The sequence below is a fragment of the Pseudomonas sp. WS 5010 genome, from assembly GCF_012985565.1.
Taxonomy (GTDB): Bacteria; Pseudomonadota; Gammaproteobacteria; order Pseudomonadales; family Pseudomonadaceae; genus Aquipseudomonas.
Genome location: NZ_JAAQWQ010000007.1, coordinates 205439 through 222927 on the forward strand (window position 1 = coordinate 205439; position 17489 = coordinate 222927).

At 60.5% G+C, this 17489-nt stretch carries 20 protein-coding genes; 9 read left to right on the forward strand and 11 right to left on the reverse strand.

From position 1 onward, the window contains the following. Window positions 1-118: 118 nt before the first annotated feature. From HBO11_RS24095 to HBO11_RS24135, 9 genes are all read left to right on the forward strand, one after another. A complete protein-coding gene (locus HBO11_RS24095; RefSeq protein WP_170059003.1) occupies window positions 119-1042 on the forward strand; it encodes a sigma 54-interacting transcriptional regulator in 924 nt (307 codons plus the stop codon). 46 nt (window positions 1043-1088) lie between these two features. After that, window positions 1089-1433, forward strand: coding sequence for a hypothetical protein (locus tag HBO11_RS24100; RefSeq protein ID WP_169954852.1), 345 nt, complete (start codon window positions 1089-1091; stop codon window positions 1431-1433). A gap of 310 nt (window positions 1434-1743) precedes the next feature. Continuing rightward, window positions 1744-1902, forward strand: coding sequence for a type III secretion system rspB (locus HBO11_RS24105; RefSeq protein ID WP_169954851.1), 159 nt, complete (start codon window positions 1744-1746; stop codon window positions 1900-1902). Window positions 1903-1908: 6 nt separating this feature from the next. Beyond that, the gene (gene sctJ / locus HBO11_RS24110; protein WP_169954850.1) at window positions 1909-2703 is read left to right on the forward strand and encodes a type III secretion inner membrane ring lipoprotein SctJ; all 795 of its coding nucleotides are present in this window, start codon (window positions 1909-1911) and stop codon (window positions 2701-2703) included. A gap of 555 nt (window positions 2704-3258) precedes the next feature. Continuing rightward, window positions 3259-3849 (forward strand): type III secretion system stator protein SctL, encoded by a 591-nt coding sequence (gene sctL / locus HBO11_RS24115; protein ID WP_169954849.1) that lies wholly within the window; start codon window positions 3259-3261, stop codon window positions 3847-3849. A gap of 94 nt (window positions 3850-3943) precedes the next feature. Continuing rightward, a complete protein-coding gene (locus tag HBO11_RS24120; protein ID WP_169954848.1) occupies window positions 3944-4162 on the forward strand; it encodes a hypothetical protein in 219 nt (72 codons plus the stop codon). A 408-nt stretch (window positions 4163-4570) separates the two neighbouring features. Beyond that, window positions 4571-6712, forward strand: a complete 2142-nt coding sequence (sctC, locus tag HBO11_RS24125; protein WP_169954847.1) for a type III secretion system outer membrane ring subunit SctC — start codon at window positions 4571-4573, stop codon at window positions 6710-6712. Continuing rightward, window positions 6709-6912 carry an HrpT family type III secretion system protein gene (hrpT, locus tag HBO11_RS24130; protein ID WP_169954846.1) on the forward strand — a complete coding sequence of 68 codons (204 nt, stop codon included), beginning with the start codon at window positions 6709-6711 and terminating at the stop codon, window positions 6910-6912. Before sctC ends, hrpT begins: the two co-directional genes overlap by 4 nt. A gap of 5 nt (window positions 6913-6917) precedes the next feature. Next, on the forward strand, window positions 6918-7280 hold the full coding sequence (locus HBO11_RS24135) for a transcriptional regulator (RefSeq protein ID WP_169954845.1): 363 nt from the start codon (window positions 6918-6920) through the stop codon (window positions 7278-7280). On the opposite strand, the gene sctU is transcribed toward HBO11_RS24135, so the two are convergent. From sctU to sctW, 11 genes are read right to left on the reverse strand one after another with little or no spacing between them, the layout of a single operon-like run. After that, window positions 7277-8374, reverse strand: coding sequence for a type III secretion system export apparatus subunit SctU (sctU, locus tag HBO11_RS24140; RefSeq protein WP_169954844.1), 1098 nt, complete (start codon window positions 8372-8374; stop codon window positions 7277-7279). The genes HBO11_RS24135 and sctU overlap by 4 nt on opposite strands. Beyond that, window positions 8371-9159 carry a type III secretion system export apparatus subunit SctT gene (gene sctT / locus HBO11_RS24145; RefSeq protein WP_169954843.1) on the reverse strand — a complete coding sequence of 263 codons (789 nt, stop codon included), beginning with the start codon at window positions 9157-9159 and terminating at the stop codon, window positions 8371-8373. Before sctT ends, sctU begins: the two co-directional genes overlap by 4 nt. A gap of 10 nt (window positions 9160-9169) precedes the next feature. Beyond that, window positions 9170-9433: a type III secretion system export apparatus subunit SctS gene (sctS, locus tag HBO11_RS24150; protein WP_169954842.1), complete on the reverse strand. Its 264-nt coding sequence runs from the start codon at window positions 9431-9433 to the stop codon at window positions 9170-9172. A 7-nt stretch (window positions 9434-9440) separates the two neighbouring features. Next, a complete protein-coding gene (gene sctR / locus HBO11_RS24155) occupies window positions 9441-10094 on the reverse strand; it encodes a type III secretion system export apparatus subunit SctR (RefSeq protein ID WP_169954841.1) in 654 nt (217 codons plus the stop codon). Beyond that, window positions 10091-11113: a FliM/FliN family flagellar motor switch protein gene (locus HBO11_RS24160; protein WP_169954840.1), complete on the reverse strand. Its 1023-nt coding sequence runs from the start codon at window positions 11111-11113 to the stop codon at window positions 10091-10093. The genes sctR and HBO11_RS24160 overlap by 4 nt, the downstream gene beginning before the upstream one ends. Next, window positions 11110-11568 carry a type III secretion system HrpP C-terminal domain-containing protein gene (locus HBO11_RS24165; protein ID WP_169954839.1) on the reverse strand — a complete coding sequence of 153 codons (459 nt, stop codon included), beginning with the start codon at window positions 11566-11568 and terminating at the stop codon, window positions 11110-11112. Before HBO11_RS24165 ends, HBO11_RS24160 begins: the two co-directional genes overlap by 4 nt. Beyond that, the gene (locus HBO11_RS24170) at window positions 11565-11990 is read right to left on the reverse strand and encodes a YscO family type III secretion system apparatus protein (RefSeq protein ID WP_169954838.1); all 426 of its coding nucleotides are present in this window, start codon (window positions 11988-11990) and stop codon (window positions 11565-11567) included. The genes HBO11_RS24165 and HBO11_RS24170 overlap by 4 nt, the downstream gene beginning before the upstream one ends. Next, window positions 11977-13335, reverse strand: a complete 1359-nt coding sequence (locus HBO11_RS24175) for a FliI/YscN family ATPase (protein ID WP_169954837.1) — start codon at window positions 13333-13335, stop codon at window positions 11977-11979. Before HBO11_RS24175 ends, HBO11_RS24170 begins: the two co-directional genes overlap by 14 nt. Continuing rightward, window positions 13332-14237: an FHA domain-containing protein gene (locus tag HBO11_RS24180; RefSeq protein ID WP_169954836.1), complete on the reverse strand. Its 906-nt coding sequence runs from the start codon at window positions 14235-14237 to the stop codon at window positions 13332-13334. The genes HBO11_RS24175 and HBO11_RS24180 overlap by 4 nt, the downstream gene beginning before the upstream one ends. Before the next feature lie 9 nt (window positions 14238-14246). After that, window positions 14247-16343 carry a type III secretion system export apparatus subunit SctV gene (sctV, locus tag HBO11_RS24185; protein ID WP_169954835.1) on the reverse strand — a complete coding sequence of 699 codons (2097 nt, stop codon included), beginning with the start codon at window positions 16341-16343 and terminating at the stop codon, window positions 14247-14249. Continuing rightward, window positions 16340-17431, reverse strand: coding sequence for a type III secretion system gatekeeper subunit SctW (sctW, locus tag HBO11_RS24190; RefSeq protein ID WP_169954834.1), 1092 nt, complete (start codon window positions 17429-17431; stop codon window positions 16340-16342). Before sctW ends, sctV begins: the two co-directional genes overlap by 4 nt. Window positions 17432-17489 lie beyond the last annotated feature (58 nt).

Here is a 17489-nt window from a genome sequence, read left to right on the forward strand (position 1 = left end):
GCGGCGCATTCCAACATCCTTTCGCGATGACAACCTGGATATTTTGCGGTCTACTGGTCAATATCATTCGCTAATTCAAACAATAGTGAAGCGACAACTCTATTGGAGCAATAGCAATATGTCGGCCTCCTATCAGAACGAAGTTGAAACAGATACACCATTCAACGAATACCCAGACATCGAAACAACTATCATAAATACCGCCCCGCTCAACATTGACATGCTGCTGCTGGGGGAAACGGGGACGGGTAAGGACACCTTGGCGCAACGTGTTCATTGCTTATCGGGGCGGCGGGGGAATTTCGTCGCACTCAACTGTGCGGCAATACCGGAGAGCCTTGCCGAAAGCCAACTGTTCGGTGTCAACAGCGGGGCCTACACAGGGGCGATGCAGTCACGTGCAGGTTCTGTCGAGGCCGCGCACCTGGGGACCTTGTATCTTGACGAAATAGACAGCATGCCGCTGACCCTGCAGGCCAAATTGCTGCGGGTGTTGGAGTCGCGGGGGGTTGAGCGCCTGGGCTCAACCCGATTTATTCCAGTGGATATGCGCGTGATCGCCTCCGCGCAGCAATCCTTGCATGAGATGGTCGAGCAAGGAGCGTTCAGGCGCGATCTGTACTTTCGCCTGAACGTGGTCAACATCAACCTGCCGCCGCTGCGCGAGCAACGAGATCGCATCATCCCCTTGTTCCTGAAAATGATCCGGCAGGAGGCCGAGTATTTCAAATGCCCTGTGCCGCCCCCCCCCAGCCACCTGTTAACACAATTACTGTGTCATCCCTGGCGGGGGAATGTCCGCGAGCTGCGTTCGACGGCCAAGCGTTTCGTCCTGGGGTTAGCCCCCCTTTGCGTCCCCGAGGCAGCGCGCGCAGACATGAACATGCCTCTCAAGGAGCGGCTACAGCAGATAGAAAAATCCCTGATTGAAGCCTCACTGAACCGCCACGCCCACAACGTCGACGTGGTGGCCATCGAACTAGGCGTTGCCAAGCGCACACTTTATTACCGGATGAAACAACTGGAAATATCACTGACCTGAGTACCTTGCACAACTCACCCGCACGGCGCTGAAAAAGTTACACCTTTTGAAATACACCCTCCAGAAACACGTGGAACGCATACATCTTCTGCGCCACATAAATCATGGAACAGCGAAACTGGATGTGACACACCACCTCTCAGGATCGCCCTATTCCAGTGAGATCAACGTTAAGTACGGAGTAAAAAATATGAGTATCGGTTCTATTGGCTCTTCCGGATCTAACCCTTACGGCAGCGGCGCTGGTGGTATGAGTGTAGAACAGGCCGACGCGGGCCTTGAAGCCGCAGAAGCAAAAAAGAGGGCAGATGGTGTGAAAAACGCTTGGAAAACTGCGGAGAACCAAAATACCGCAGGTATAAAAACAGCCGCTGACGCACTCCGTTTGTAATCAGTCCGGCAGCCCTCTGGCCTTCCTGGTGCTTGATAGCGGGAAGGCCACTTAAAGTCTGCGCTACACCTCCCCTCCTGAGTACTTACGTAATAGGCGCCATATGTTTATAGGAAGAGTAAGTTCTTTTGAAGAGAATAATCTTGCTGGCGCCGCAAGCGCACAAGACTCATCTGTCTCTAGTACCGACGTGAACTTTTTTGCCTCAATCATGGCACCGTCAATGCCGGCAAATTCGACGACAACTTATACGACGCCACAAAGTATGCTTTCCGAGGCATCAGGCAAACTATCCTCCGTAACCCAACGCATGACCAAAAGTCTGCGTGCCCTGAGTGGCGACGATAAGTTTGACGAGGCGCGCAAATACCCGGACCAACTGTCCGATACGCTATTGCTCACGCATTTACTCGTCAAGAGTGTCGGTAAAACCGCACAATGCGTGGATAAAATCTGCAATCTTCAGTAGATAAACATGACTCGCACCCTGCGTATTGCATTAGTTCTAGCGTTTTCATTTATGCTCAATGCCTGTAGTGAACGTGTCGAACTTCACCGTCAACTCTCTGAGCAGGAAGCCAACGAGGTCCTCGCAGAGTTGGCAGACAAACATATACGCGCCAGCAAAGTTCCCGCCAAAGACGGTGTTGTCGTGATGGTCAACGCATCCGACATCGGGCGCGCCGTACGTACCCTGGATGCAGTGGGATTGCCCAAGGCCGCCCGCGCCACCATGGGCGAGACGTTCCGCAAGGAAGGGGTCATCTCGACCCCGCTTGAGGAACGGGCGCGCTATATCTATGCCTTGTCCCAGGAGCTGGAAACAACGCTGTCGAACATCGACGGAGTCATCGTCGCCCGGGTACACGTGGTGTTGCCCGAGCGAGTCGCACCGGGTGAACCGGTGCAACCCGCCTCCGCATCGGTGTTCATCAAACACGATCCCCGGCTCGACCCCGACAACATCCAGGCCCGTGTGCGCCGGCTGGTTGCCAGCAGTATCCCTGGCATGACCAACACTGCCGAAAACCCGCAAAAATTGACCGTGGTATTCGTCCCGGCAACGGCCTACATGGAGCAGCAACGCCTGGCCTATTTCGGTCCATTCCTGGTTCCCGGGGACGACATTGGATTTTGGCGGGCCAGTGTCACATTCACCCTGATCGTTTTGGTGCTGCTGATTCTCGCTGTAACGTTCTGGCGGATCCGAGGCCAGCGCGTACTGCCGCCGCCATCCCCTAACGCCCCGGCCCACGCGCCCGATGAGTAACCTGGCTTGGGTCCAGTGGTGGGCAACCCCCTGGATGTATTCGCGTGAAGATTGGAGAGCGGCTGATGAACACCCTGCGCTGAATGGGCTGTATCGCAGTCGGCATTCATGGGTAGGCAAGATATACGGCATCGCCCCCTGCCTGCCTCCTCCGCCCCAGCCCACCCTGCTTCAATTGGCGCTCGCCTCGCCGGACCAACTGGACCTGGTGCTGGCATTGGTCGACAGCACGTGTCGCCCGAGCCACGCCAGCCTATTGAATGAAAGCCTCCTCCAGTGGTGCAACCGACTCTCCAAGGCGTTGCCTGCAGATATGTTGTTGCCCGATGACGACCCCCTGCAATTACTACGAACCTGGGTCAGCCCGCCAACCTGGCAGAGAATCAGATTGAGGTTTTCTCGCAGGCGCGTCTTGGAGCTGGAGAAAAACGCCCTTTCGCTGGGCGACTCGTACAGTCGCCTCGATACCCTTTGGCACGCCGTAGTCTGGCGGATTGCAACGATCAACAGCGACGGTAAAGCGCCTTACGCCAAGGACCATGGAGACTGAAAACGATGTTTTGCCGACACAAAATCGACTTGCCCAAAGGTGCCGCTGCCACTCCCGAAACCCTGATCCCCCGCGAAACGCTGGCGGGTTATGCCCAGGCCAACACTGTGTTGGAACACGCCAAGGCCCAGGCCAGGAAATTGCTGAAGTTGGCAGAAAAGCAGCGTGAAAAGCTCCTGGAACAGGCCGGCCTTGAGATCTGGCAACGTGCCGATGCGCAGTTCAAACGCTGGGAAGTCGAGCGCCAGGCGATGTACGACAACCTTGAGCGCTATGCCTCGTCTATCGCCAACCAGGCTATTGATCTGCTGCTCGAAGAAACGCCCCCTGCACAACGCATGGCGGCCCTGATCAAGCAATTGATGGCGAGCCAGGTTCCGCTGGTCAAGGCGGCTTTGCTATGCCATCCACAGGAACTGGAAGCCGCCAGGCACTTCCTGGCCGGCCACAACAATACGCTCTGGGCGTTGCGTGCTGACGATACGGTCAAACCTCAAACACTGCTGCTACAGACCGAAGAGGGAGACTTCTGTATCGGCTGGGCCGCCATGCGCGATAGTTTCCAGGAACAAAGCGACAAGTTCTTGGGCAGCTGATTTTAAACACGCATATGTATCCAAAATAAATGGCTACATCTGGAACCAATTCGAAATACAAACCACAGAGAGGAAACACAAAAGGAGCGAAGCCATGAACTACTACGAAGGTTATAGAGCACGACTTGTACAGGATGCGAAGCTCACTAGAAACGATGTCCGCGACTTGATGGAAGACAACTCTGGATCTGAGGAAGATATGGCTTTGTTCTACGAACTGCTGAGGAAGAATCGCAAATCCGAATACGTTTACACCGAGCATATTAGAGCCAGGCATATGCTGCTCAAGTCTGGCCTGGACAGCGGGCAGTAAATTGAAGGAGCTACTTTGTAACTGGTTGAACAGCCGTACTGAAGAACTAATACTGTTTGAGGATGACGACGAAATAATCCTCAGCCGCGGTTCTGACACCCTGTTACTGCGCGTCCAACTGACCTCAAGCCGGCCTGACAAATCACACCTCCACACCTGGATGCGCCTGGGCAATGCAAGCCTGCGTCACTTTCAGGGAGCGCTCGCCCAGGCGCCTGCAACGGGTGTGCTCTGGCTCGTCCAGTGTCTACCGCACAGCGCCGGCGAAAAGCATCTATTGGACAGTCTCGAAGCCCTGCTCAACCAGCGCGATACCTGGCGCGCAATGATTACGCGCCTCACAAAACCAACCCCAAGGTTCCAGCCCACGTCACTCCGATCGCTGCCGCACTAATCAGGGAACGCTCCATGTATAACAAAAACCACAAGCGCACTTGCTTGCGCGCCGTCTCGCCTGCATCCCCCCAAAAAAGCCGCCGTTGGTGCTGCCTGCTGGTGCTGCCCTGGTTGCTGGCGCCCTTGCAGAGCCCCCTCGCCGCTATCCCCGCCGAATGGAAAAACACCGCATACGCCTATGAAGCCGAACATAAGCCGGTGCGCGATGTACTGGAGGATTTCGCCCAGACCTTTGGCACGCAATTGCAGATCGACGGCCTGCTGGAGGGCAACGTCAATGGCAAGATACGCGCCAACACCCCGCAGTCGATGCTCGACAGGCTGGGGGTAGAACACCGCTTCCAGTGGTACATGTACAACAACACGCTGTACATCAGCACCCTGGACCAGCAAGAGTCCGCGCGCCTGGAGGTGTCCGCCGAGACCGTGGCTGACTTGAAGCAGGCATTGACCGATATTGGCCTGCTCGATAGCCGTTTTGGCTGGGGCGAACTGCCCGACGATGGCGTGGTGCTGGTCTCAGGCCCCAAGCGCTATATCGAGCAGATCAAGAACTTCAGCAGCCAGCGTAAATCTCCCGACGAAAAACAGAGCGTGCTGACGTTCCCGCTCAAGTTCGCCAACGCGGCGGACCGCCCGATTGATTACCGTGGCGAAAAGCTGGTCATCCCGGGGGTTGCCAGCATGTTGCGCGGGTTATTGGAGCCTCGCGATGCCTCGGCACTGTCGTCAATGAACCCACGCCCCACCTCGTCATCGCAGCCTTCGCCCATAACCCCGATCCTGCCCCGCCTGGGCAACCCGATGCTGGACCAGATGCTCGGCTCGCAAGCGTCCCTGGGGCAGACGGGGCCAAGCATGGCGCTCACATCCCGTGCACCGCCTGCCCGAGGCAAGATCCGTGTCGAGGCCGATGTGCGTAACAACGCGGTATTGATCTATGACCTGCCAGAGCGCCAGGCAATGTACCGCGAACTGATCGCTCAACTCGATGTGGCACGCAAGCTGGTGGAGATAGACGCCATCATCCTTGATATCGAGCGCACGCAACTGCGCGAGTTCGGGGTCAACTGGGGCTTTCAGAACAGTCGCTTTCGCGCCGGTGTGAACATGGCGCCCGGCACCTCCGCGCAAATATCGATCGAGAACCGTGACCGCTTCTACGCCGACATCCGGGCCCTGGAGGCCAAGGGACTGGCGACCATGGTGTCCAACCCGTCAGTGTTGACCCTGGAAAACCAGCCGGCGGTGATTGACTTCAATCGCACCCAGTACCTGACCGCCGGCGTCGAAAACGCAACCATCTTGCCCATCACCGTGGGCACCAGTTTCCAGGTGGTGCCGCGGGTCATCACCTCGCGCGGCAGCCACCAGGTCTATCTGGCGGTGGATATCGAGGACGGCAACTTCGACGAGTCCAACCCTGAGCGCATCGGCCCCGATGTGCGCCGGGGCAAGGTCAGCACCCAGGCGGTGATGGCGGAAAAACGCTCGCTGGTGGTCGGCGGGTTCCATGTCACCGAAAGCGCCGACCAGAAAAACAAAGTGCCGGTACTGGGGGATATTCCCTTGCTGGGCAAGGCGCTGTTTTCTTCAACCCAGCGCAAAAACAACCGGCGTGAACGCCTGTTTATCCTGACCCCACGGGTGATCGGCGACCAGGCCGACCCGTCACGCTACTTGCCCCAGGACGACCAGGTGGAACTGCAAGCAGCCCTCAAGCCGTTGGCCAGGCGCTATGCCGGGCACCCGCCGGTGATCAAGCGCAGCGAGATCACCAGCGCCCTCGCCCACCTCGTCACCGGCCAGGTACCCGATGCCTTCAAGGCCGCGCCCATGCCCCTGGGCCTGAACACCTTGTGCAACCCTCGCGAGTTGCTGGCGCTCAATACCGAACGCAGCCAGTGGTACGCCGGCCCGCAGTTCAACGTGGCGGTGGTGGTGATGCGCAACCAGTTCAAACGCAACGTGCGCATCGATGAAAACGAATGCAGCAACGCCCAGACCCTGGCCGTCAGCGTCTGGCCACGGGCCTGGCTCAAGCCGGGCGAAGAGGCTGAGGTGTTCATCGCCATGCGCCCGGTGGTCAAGGATGAACACATCGGTATCTCCCGCCCGTCCCTGCTCACCCCAACACGGAAGACTGCGCCATGAAACAACCACTCGCCGGCATCACCCTCTTCGCACTGGCTCTGTTGATGGGCGGTTGTACACCAACGTGCAAAGGTGACTCCTGTTCACGGCCACAATCGAGCGCCGGCAAGCTGGTGGTCTGGTGGCCGCCGCAGATGCGGGTCGAACCCGGCCCCTCGGGCGAAAGGGCCGATTACCAGACGATCTCGCTGGAGCAATGACAACCATGGGATTGCCCGACGAGGGTGCGCGTCGCCAGGTACTCCTGGACAATCTGGTAAGCGGCAATGTCGCCTACCAGTCGCTGTGTCCGGGCATTGGCCTGTGCCGTCTGAATGCCGGGCGCCAAGCCGGCCTGGCCTTGCAGATTGCGCCTGAGGCGTTGCAGCCTGGCCAGTTGGACCAGGTGCTGAAGCGGCGCTTTGCCCACGCGATCGGGTTCGATGGCTGCTTTGTCTATCTCGATGCCAAGGGCAGCCTGGTGATCTGGCATGCATGGTCGCCAAAAGGCCATTCGCACGATGACATCGTCAGCCGGCTGCTCTCCCTGGCCAGGCTCGAGGCCCTGGATGTGCACCGCGCGCCCTAGCGGCGCGCCAACTCCGGCAGCTCCAGGGTCTGGCGCTTGGCCTCATCATCCAGCTCACGCAAGGTGCGATAGATCAACGCCACCGCCTGCAAGGTCTCCCGCGGGATCGGCGCGCCCAGCTTGCGTTCATACAGCATGCGCGCCAACCACACACACTGGATCACCGGCACATCAGCAGCCTTGGCCCGGCCAATCAGTTTGCGGGCCTGGGCATCCGTGCCCTTGTCGACCAACATGGGCAGCGGCGTCTTGCCAGGCCTGTAGTACAGCGCCACGGCATAGTGCGTCGGGTTGACCACCAGCATGTCGGACTCTTCAAGCTTGGGCAGCTTGACCTTGGGTTCTTCCTGGGCGAGTTGATAGGCCAGGGAGCGGCGCTGGCCCTTGACGTGAGGATCGCCCTCCATGTCTTTGTACTCCTTGACCACCTCCACCTGGGTCATACGCATGCGCTTGGCAAAGAAGTACTTCTGCATGGCCAGGTCGACCAGCGCGAGCACCAGCAGCAGCCCGAGGCAGGCGTGCAGCAAATGGCGGAACAAGGTAATCAGCGCCACGATGTAGCTTTGCAGGTCGCTGGTGGCGAGGTTGATCAGCACCCCCAAGGACGGGGTGATCACCACATACAGAATCAACGAGAGCAGCAATGCCTTGGCGAGCCCCATCAACAGGTTGATCACTGACTGGGCAGAAAACATCTGCTTGACCTGATTGAGCGGGTTGAGGCGATTGAAGTCCGGCTTCAAGCTCTCCGGAGCGAACAAAAAACCGAACTGCAGCCAACTGCTCATCAGCTTCACGGCAATCGCTACCCCACACATCAACAGGCCGAACGAAAAAAACACCACCAGGCCGTCCATCAACACCTCTTCCAGGGCGCGAACAAACGGTTGGCCAATGCGCGAAAACGGCAGCGCCATCAACTGCTGGAAGCGCTGCAGGCTGGTTTGGGCAGTAAACAGAGCGATCTCGCTGATCGCGGTAAGCACCAATAACTTGGCCACGTCCTGGCTCTGTGCGACCTGGCCTTTCTTGCGTTGGTCCTTGAGTTTCTTGGGGGTCGCCGCGTGTTTTTTCTCGCCTGAGTCACTCATGACCCCACGCCCCCAATCATCACGCCCAGGGAGTGCTTGAGGTCGAGCAAAAGGCCCATGCGCCCGGCGATCAAATCTTCCAACAGGGGAAAGTACAGCAGTAAAAAGGCCAGGCCTGCCAGGCTCTTGGCCGGCATGGCCAGGGTCGACACCTGCAACTGCGGGCTATAGAGCCCCAGCAGGGCAAAGCCGAATTCCAGCAGCAACAGCACCGCGATGAACGGCGCGGCGTAGAGCATCATGTGCACGAAGGTATCGCCGAGCAGCCCCAGGAACACGCTGAAACCATTGACTGCGGGCAGTGGCACCCAGGCCGTGGGTGGCCAGATCAGATAGCTGTCCCAAATCACCTGCGTCAACGCCCCCAGCCCGAGGGTGGTGATCAACAGAAAAATCGCCAACTGCTTGAACAGATGCCCGACCGGCGTGGCATCCGGCCCCAGCGAGGGGTTGAGTTGCCCGCCCGCCAAGGCGCCTCGCTGGTTATCGAGCAACGCGCCGACCGACTCGACCATCCAGAACGGCATGAACAGCAACACCCCCAGCAACAGGCCCAGGGCCGCTTCCTTGAGCACCAGCCCGGCAAGCAGCAGCGCCGAGTAATCCTTGCCCATCAACGCGGCATGGATGCCGGGCGTAGGGAACAAGGCCAGCACCATCACAATCGTGTGCCGGGTCATGCCGCGCACATGCTGGAAACAAAACGCCGGCACCAGGAACATGCACGGGTAGATGCGGGCCATGCTGATCAGCAGGCTGGGCAAAAATTCCAGATAAAGGAGCAAAGGCTGTTCCTCAGTTCAGTGCCGAGCGGGCAATCATGTCGAAGGTCATATTGATCAGTTGAATCAACTCCACGCCGATCCAGCGCCCGGTCAATATCAGGGTTATGCCGACGGCAACCAGCTTGACCCCAAAGGGCAAGGTCTGGTCCTGCACCTGCATCAGGGCCTGCACCAGGGACGTCATCACCCCGACAATCACCGCGACGATCAGCGGCGGCGCCGAGAGCACCACCACCAGCAGCATGCCCTGCTTGAACAGCACGATCGGTTCCATAGATCACTCACAGATAAGAAAGGAACAGGCTGTCGAGCAGCCGCGACCACCCGGAAACCAGCACGAACAGGAGCAATTTCAGGGGCAGGGAAATGGTCATCGGCGAGACCATCTGCATGCCCAGGGCCAGCAGCAGGTTGGAGACAATCAGGTCGATGACGATGAACGGGATGTAGATCAAGAAGCCGATCTCGAACCCGGCCTGCAATTGCGAGATCACATAGGCCGGGATCAGCAACATGAGATCGTCACGGTGGGCGTTTTGCGCCATTTCCGGGGGCCACATGCGGGCGGTGTTTTCCACCAGGTGGGTCAGGATGTCGGGGTCGGTGTTGCGGGTCATGAACAGGCGCAGCGGCTCGATGGCCACCAGCCCCGTCTCCTGGAGCCGTTGCACACTGCTCAGGTCTACCGGGGCGTCCTTGACGTTCTGGACGATCGCATAGCCCACCGGCGCCATGATGAACAACGTTGCCGCCAGCGCGATGCCGTTGAGCGCCATGCTCGGGGGCACTTGCTGCACGCCGATGGCGTTACGGGTGATCATCAGCACAATGATGATTTTCAGAAAGGACGTGCACACGATCAACAGCATCGGCATCAAGGCCAATGCCCCGATGAACAGCGCCAGGATAAGGGGTTCAACCCCCTGCAGCGTCATCGCGCGAAAATCACACGGGACAACTGCAAGCCCAGGCGTCCATCCATCTCGACCAACTGGCCCTGGCCAATCGGCCGGTCGCCGTAGTACAGGCCAGCCATGCCGGGGGCGTAGCCGGCGATACTCAATACCGCGCCAGGGGCCAGGTTGCGCAGCTCGCCAAGGGTCAGGTTCAGGGTGCCACAGCGTACATTCAGGGCCATGCTCAACTCGTCGAAAGGCTCATGGCCAAAGACATCCACCACCGGTTCATCAAGATCATTGTCTTCATACTCCGAGTAGTGTTGTGCTGAAAGATCCTCGTCCACGGACGTTTCCTCGATAGATGTAAGTGTCAGGCACACAGGCCCGGATTCATCGTCAATGCACCCGCGCAAGCGATGCTTGCCAGCGCGCACCTGGCCATTGCCCCGCACATCAAAAAAGGCTTGTTCGAGCATCAGCACGTCGCCGGCACGCAGGCTGCGCACCTGCGTCACGGGCAGCAGCAAGCGCCCCAGCGTCACGGCAATCGCCAACTGAAACGAGGGCGGTAATGGCAAGGCCGTCGGCTGCCAGCGCCCGGTCTCACACAGCGCCAGCAAGCTCTCGGGGGCCAGCAACAGATACCCCACCACCCTGGAGGGCCCCAGCGTCACCGTGAGCCGGCAACCGAAGTTCAGTTTTCCAGGGGCCGTGCGCAGCCGCAGGTAACCGAACAGCGCTCGCACTTGAGGGCTCAAGTGATGCTGGAATAACTCCCAGAACCAGGAATCCGGATCATTGCCGGCCTCTGCCAGCGTCACCGGGCACTCCCCCAGCAGGCTGAACATTGGCCCTGGCTCGCTGAAGGCCAATAGCCCACAGGCACTTTCGAAGTACAGCGCGGCAGCACTCCTGGGCGCACGCCCAGGCTCGAGCAGCAGCTCTCCGTGCTGGCCCGTCACCTGGAACGGCATGCGCAGGCCTCGCCCCAGTCGCAGGCGTGCCGCAACCGTGGCGCTCTTGACCTGCGGCAGCGCTAAAGCAGGCATGATCATGCCGCGCCCACATTGACCAGATGCAAATCGACGGGCTGGCCCAGCACCTCGGCCAGGCGCTCCTGGCAGCCCTGCCGCACGCCGGTCAGCCAGCGCGCGGCAAGTTCCTGCTCTGCCGCCAGCTCGATGTTCCAGCCCCCCTGTTCACGGCGCACGCTGGCGTTGATCCGCCCCAGGCGCGGCAGGTAAAGCACCGCGTGCAGAGGCCATTGCGCGCTCCCGTGAATCCGGGGAGTCAATTGCGCCGTCATCGCCTCGATCATCAAGGCATCGGCTGACACTCCGGCTGCCGATGCCGAGGTGCCGTAACCTGCACCCTCCGCATCACCGCCCAGCAGTTGGGCAAACAACAGTCCTTGCTCCCAATGCACCACACCCGACAGCGCAGGCTCCTGTTCCGCGCGTGGCTCACGGGGGCGCGGTCGTTCAGGCTTGCTTGCTGGAACTTGCGTCATAGCTCTTCCTGTACCTCTTCCTGGGTCAATAAAACGGACAACTCCTGGAGCTTCTCAACCTCGCGCAGGCATTGGGTGACTTGCTTTTGCGCAGTGGCGACGTGAACCACCTGTTCCTCGCGCCGGCCCTGTAGTGCCTGCAGCTGCCCTTCTTCGCGCTGGGTTCCGGCAGCCAATGAGCGCTCCTGGGTACTCCAGGCCTTGAGTTGCTGCAGTGAGAGCACCTGCCCTTGATGCTGATTCAACAACTGCGCGGACTTCTGGATTTCCTCCAGGCGGGTTTGCTCAAGTGCGTCTTGCGCCTGCTGGATTTGCGCCAGTAAGGCTTGCTGGTGCCGCTTGGCCTCACGCAGCGCCCGCTCGGCACGGTCGGCCCGATGCCTGCGCAGGCGCCGCAACGTGTCGATTTCAGAAAGGGACATGGGTCGTCAGGCTCATCAATTGATCGAGGGTCATCGACATCGATGCCGGTTCGCGCAAGTCCTGGCGCAGGAAGCCATCCACCGCCTGGCGACTGTCCACGGCCAGGTCAGTCAGGGCATCGTTGCCGGGCTGGTACTCCCCCAGCTTGAGCATCAACTCGATCTGCTGGTACGCCGACAACAAGCGGCGCAGTGCCGTCCCGGCCTGGATATGCACGGGCTCGGCGACGTTGCTCAAAATCCGTGACAGGCTGGCCAGCACATCCACCGCCGGATAGTGGCCGCGCTCGGCCAATTTGCGTGACAAGACGATATGGCCATCGAGCAGCGAGCGCACTTCATCGGCCACCGGATCGCTCATGGAGTCCTGCTCGATCAGCACGGTATAGATCGCCGTGATCACCCCCTCGCGGGTCAGCCCGGCACGCTCCACCAGGCGCGGCAGCAAGCTGTACACCGACGGCGGCAGGCCGCCACGCCCCAGCGGCTCACCGGCAGCCAGGCCGATTTCACGTTGGGCCCGGGCAAAACGGGTCAGGGAGTCGATCAGCAACAGCACCCGCTTGCCCTTGCGTCGATAACCTTCGGCCAATGCAGTGGCGGTGAAGGCGGCCCGGGCGCGCTCCATGCTCGAGCGGTCGGACGTCGCACACACCAACACCGCCTTGGCCCGCAACTGGTCATCGAGTTCGTGATCGAGGAACTCGCGCAGCTCGCGGCCACGCTCGCCAATCAGGCCAAACACAATCACATCACAGTCAACGTTGCGCGCGATCTCCGCGAGCAAGGTGGTCTTGCCACAACCGGCGCCCGCAAACAGGCCGACGCGCTGGCCTTCGCCCAAGGTCAGCAGGCCATCGATCGAACGGACCCCGGTGGACAACGCCCGATGAATCCGCGGCCGCTCGGTGGGCAACGGCGCCTCGCACAACACCAGGCTGGTGTCTTCGGCCTGCGCCTCGACAAATGCACTGGCGCCCTGCCCCGTGATCGGGCGCCCAAAGCCGTCCAGTACCTGGCCCAACAGCTGATCACTGACACGCACCCGATGGGAGACGCCCAACTGCTCGACACTGGCGCCCACCCGCACGCCTTCAAGATTGCCCAAGGCGCTGAGCACCGCATCCTGCTGATCGAAGCCAATGATCTCGGCCAGCATGTAGTCGCCCGTGGCCTTTTCCACCTGGCACAAATCGCCGATACGCGCATGAGGCAAGCGGCATTGCAGCAACATGCCATTGACCCGCTGGATCCGCCCACGCACCGAGACCGGTGCGAAATTGGCCAGTGCCTGTGATCGGTCCTGCTGCCAGGCGGCCAGGCGTGCCTGCAATTCGGCACTCACCAGCGCACCTCATAGCGCTGTACGCCGTCGAACACCACTTTGCTGTTGTCGATCAGCACCAGGCGCAAGCCATCTACTTCATCCCCGACAAACAGGCGGCTGCCTTCATCCAGGACCACATGGCCATTGGGCCCGCCGACGATCTGCAGAATCTTGAACGGGAACACCGAGCTGCGCTCCTTGACCCGGCTGATCACCGGTACAGGCGTCTCGAACTGCTCGCCAAAACGACTGAGCATGCGTGATACCACCCCCACATCCTCCTGGGAAACATCACCGTCGAGCGCCACCTGGCCATTCACCACCTGTAGGCTGACGCGCTGGCTCAACTCCCGCTCGACGAGCATGTTCAGCAGTTGCTGACGGACTTCGTAGGGTGAGTCCAGCGCGCTTTTCTGGTTCTGTACCGGCATCAACGATGCCTGGGCCTCGTGCTCTCCCGTTGTGGCCAGCCCCACCGCCATGATGATGGCCGCGACCACCACCGCCAGGCTGATCAACCGCTTTTGCTGCGACCCGGAGATCGACGACAACGTCAGCCCCGCAGCCGCCTCCTTGACCGACCTGGCGGGTGACGGAACAGGCGCGGCAGCCGGAGCTTGCGGCCACGGCTGATCAGCCAGGGTCACACACAGTCGAATATTGCCAATCGAAAACGGCACATCCAGTGCCAGGTCGGCAATCTGTGCCAGGAGCCGACCGTCATTGGCGCGCACCAGTCCCTCCTGGGCCTGTACCGACCAGCACTGCTCGATATAGCGCAGCACCACATGGCGCTCGGCAATCCCCTCGTCATATAGCGAAAGGTCAGCCTCCGGATGGGCACCAATACTCCATTGCCCGCCAAACAGCGGCAACGCCGCCCCCTGGCGCGAACCATCCAGCACTCGTAGCTCAAACATCGCCAGGCCTCATGCCACTTCCTCTCGAAACAGATTCTCCTGGGCCAGATCAAAACGCCCCAGCACCTTGACCTTGGACGATGCACTCAACTCGGCAAACGACAGCACCGGCACATGGTTGAACTCCTCCAGCAACAAGGTGCGCAAGGGGCTGCGCAGATCCTGCGCAACCAGCAGCACGCTTTTGCTCTTGGGGCGCACGGAGAAGGCCTGCTTGAGCAAGCTGACCAGCGCCGCACTGCTTTCGTTATCCAAAGAAAAGAACACCCCGGTCTGGGTCTGGCGCAGGGCATCGCGCAACACGTTTTCGGTGTGCGGTGACAACAGCCAGGCATGCAGGCCATCGGTTTCGCTGTACTGGTGCAGGATCTGCGACTTGAGGGCAATACGCGCATAGTCGGCCAGGGCATCCGGCTCACGTTCATGCTGGCCGTGCTCGATCAACGCCTCGACAATCAGGCGCACCGCCCGTAACGGTACGCCCTCGCCGGCCAGGCGCCGCAACACCGACGAAAAACGCGACAACGGCATGATCCGCTGCAGCTCCTGCACCAATTCCGGCTGGTTGAACTCCAGCCAACTGAGAATCGCCTTGCTCTCCTGGATGCCGAGAAACTGCGGGCCGCTGAGCAGCATCGCTCGCGTCATGCGCTCCTGGAGCAGGCTGTAGGCCGTCGAGCGCGCCAGATGCTCGTCCGCCAGCAGCGGGTCATCGGGGGCAAACCACATCCAATCCTGTTCGTCGCGCTCCGCCAGGCCCCTGCTGCCGCTTGCGGGCTCGCCCGCAAATGCCGCCATTTCCACGCCCACCCAATGTCCCAGCGTGGCCTTCAATATCGGCACTTCATGCACGCAGAAACGAAACTCATCGTCGGCCAATGCCGGGGCGAACTCGACTTCAAACGGCGGTAGGGTCAAGCCAATCTGGGTCACCAGGCTATTGCGGCTCTGGCGCACCCCGTGGATCACATCCGATACCAGCGGGCTCTCCTGCAAGGCCAGCGGAAACTGCAACAGGTACGGCCGCGACGGGTCAAAGCCGCGCAGATCCTCCACCCCGTTCTGCTCTGGGGGGACGGTATCGGTGGCCGGTTCCTGCGACTGTTCCTCACGCTGGCGGCGGCGCATCAGGAAATAGCCGAGGCTGCCGGTCATCAACGAAATCAGGATGAACACTACCGTGGGCATCCCCGGCAGCGTGGCGAAGGCGAGCATGCCCACCGAGGCAATCATCCAACTCTTGGGCTCGCTGGTCATTTGCCGGGCAATCTCGGCGCCCATGTTGTTGCTGCCTTTATTGCGCCCGGAAGGCGCTACACGGGTGATGATCATGCCGGCGGTCAACGAGATCAGCAGGGCCGGAATCTGCGCGATCAGACCGTCACCGATGGTCAGTACCGAGTACAAAGCCATGGATTCGCCGGCACTCATACCATGCTGGAACATGCCGGTGGCGAAACCGCCCAGCAAGTTGATCACGACAATGATCAGCCCCGCGATGGCGTCGCCCTTGACGAACTTCATGGCCCCGTCCATGGCCCCGAACAACTGGCTTTCGCGTGACAGTTGCTCACGTTTGTCCCGGGCCTGGTTGCCGTCGATCAGGCCGGCGCGCAGGTCGCTGTCGATGGACATTTGCTTGCCGGGCATCGCGTCCAGGCTGAAACGCGCCGCCACTTCCGCAACCCGCTCCGAACCCTTGGTGATCACCAGGAAGTTAACCAGGGTCAGGATCATGAAGATCACCAGGCCCACCGCGAGGTTGCCGCCCACCACAAAGTTGCCGAACGCCTCGACAATGTCGCCGGCGTCCTGCTCCAGCAGGATCAGGCGCGTGGTAGCAATCGACAGCGCCAGGCGAAACATCGTGGTCAGCAGCAGGATCGACGGGAACGATGAAAACGCCAGCGGCCCCGGCAGGTACAGCGCCAGCACGATCAACAGGCAAGAAATACAGATATTGAGGGCGATCAGGATATCCAGCAGCCAGGTGGGCAGCGGCACGATAAAGATAAACACAATGGCCATGACCACCACCGCGCCCAGCACCTCGGCGCGTTGTGCAACCTTCAACAGCACGCCGTTGATGGCCCGCAAAGCACTCATGCCTTCAATTCCGGCCACGTGTGGGTATGCCGCGTGCCTCGCTCCTGGGTGGCGTACTCCAGCAGGACCTGCTTGTAGCTGTTCAGTGCCTCCTCGCGCCGTCTTGCATCACACCACCAGGCCAGCGGCAAGGCCTTGAGCTCCGGGAAAAAGGTGCTCAGCGACTGTAATTGGTGAGCCCACTGATCGCCCCCCAGGTCCCGGGCCAGGTGCTTGATTTCGTGGGGCGCAAGACCGCTGGCCGCATACCCCAGCAAGCGCTGCAACAGGCCCACCGCGTCCAGGGGAAGTTCGGGGTACAACAGAAGGAACTTGCCGATCAGATCCTTGCAGCGGGCGAGCACACCACTCAGGCGGCTGCAGTCATTCAAGCCCAGCAACAGGGTGCGCAACTGGCCCCGGTCTACCGAAGAGGTCTGCGCGGCAATATCGTCGGCCAGGGCGCGGCGGATCAGCTTGAGCCCGGACTCAAAGTCCCCGCCCCCGAACAGCCCCAGCAGCGACTGCATAATGGTCGCCAGCGATTGGGTCGTGACCACGCTGGTGTAATACAGGCTGCGCACCGCCTGGCGCAGCTGCGGGTCATCACTGCCGGCCTGCAATGCCAGTGCGGTGTTCAGGCCCGCCTGGATCTGTGGTTTGTAGTGGGCCTCAAGGTCAACCAGCGAACTGCGCGCCAGGCTCGCCTCGGCGGTACGCCCCTCGGCGTCCGCCTGCAGCGCCACGTGCTTGAGCACCACATACGCGCGCGCCGGGTCGTTGCCCGTGATATCCATCAACTTGCCGACCTTGGCGCCGACCAGCAGTTGCACCCTGACGTTACGGGCAACGGTCGCCATTGTCGTCTGCGCCGGGTGCCCCAGTTGATCATAGAGCTGCGTCAACTGCTCGGCCGCTGGGGCCCGCAGGCCCAGTTGGCGCTGGCCCAGCGCCCGGCCATTGAATTCGACCTCCTGGGTGAACAGCACACTCAGATCGTCAGCAACCGGAGCGTTTATCGGAACCGGCAGCCCACCCTCAATCCGTGCCGGGGCCGGTTGATTCAGGGGCGCGGGGGTTTGCACTTCAAGATTGGGATCGACTTTCATGGGAGTGCCAGCACAAGAGATTCGTATCCTTGTGTGGCTGGGACAGCCCATACGGTTC

Coding starts and splice junctions, on each gene's coding strand:
- sctC (WP_169954847.1), top strand. CDS start 4,571: ATGTATAACAAAAACCACAAGCGCACTTGCTTGCGCGCCGTCTCGCCT.
- HBO11_RS24095 (WP_170059003.1), top strand. CDS start 119: ATGTCGGCCTCCTATCAGAACGAAGTTGAAACAGATACACCATTCAAC.
- hrpT (WP_169954846.1), top strand. CDS start 6,709: ATGAAACAACCACTCGCCGGCATCACCCTCTTCGCACTGGCTCTGTTG.
- HBO11_RS24135 (WP_169954845.1), top strand. CDS start 6,918: ATGGGATTGCCCGACGAGGGTGCGCGTCGCCAGGTACTCCTGGACAAT.
- sctU (WP_169954844.1), bottom strand. CDS start 8,374: ATGAGTGACTCAGGCGAGAAAAAACACGCGGCGACCCCCAAGAAACTC.
- sctV (WP_169954835.1), bottom strand. CDS start 16,343: ATGAGTGCTTTGCGGGCCATCAACGGCGTGCTGTTGAAGGTTGCACAA.
- HBO11_RS24105 (WP_169954851.1), top strand. CDS start 1,744: ATGACCAAAAGTCTGCGTGCCCTGAGTGGCGACGATAAGTTTGACGAG.
- HBO11_RS24180 (WP_169954836.1), bottom strand. CDS start 14,237: ATGTTTGAGCTACGAGTGCTGGATGGTTCGCGCCAGGGGGCGGCGTTG.
- sctL (WP_169954849.1), top strand. CDS start 3,259: ATGTTTTGCCGACACAAAATCGACTTGCCCAAAGGTGCCGCTGCCACT.
- HBO11_RS24160 (WP_169954840.1), bottom strand. CDS start 11,113: ATGATCATGCCTGCTTTAGCGCTGCCGCAGGTCAAGAGCGCCACGGTT.
- sctW (WP_169954834.1), bottom strand. CDS start 17,431: ATGAAAGTCGATCCCAATCTTGAAGTGCAAACCCCCGCGCCCCTGAAT.
- HBO11_RS24120 (WP_169954848.1), top strand. CDS start 3,944: ATGAACTACTACGAAGGTTATAGAGCACGACTTGTACAGGATGCGAAG.
- HBO11_RS24170 (WP_169954838.1), bottom strand. CDS start 11,990: ATGTCCCTTTCTGAAATCGACACGTTGCGGCGCCTGCGCAGGCATCGG.
- sctS (WP_169954842.1), bottom strand. CDS start 9,433: ATGGAACCGATCGTGCTGTTCAAGCAGGGCATGCTGCTGGTGGTGGTG.
- HBO11_RS24165 (WP_169954839.1), bottom strand. CDS start 11,568: ATGACGCAAGTTCCAGCAAGCAAGCCTGAACGACCGCGCCCCCGTGAG.
- sctR (WP_169954841.1), bottom strand. CDS start 10,094: ATGACGCTGCAGGGGGTTGAACCCCTTATCCTGGCGCTGTTCATCGGG.
- sctJ (WP_169954850.1), top strand. CDS start 1,909: ATGACTCGCACCCTGCGTATTGCATTAGTTCTAGCGTTTTCATTTATG.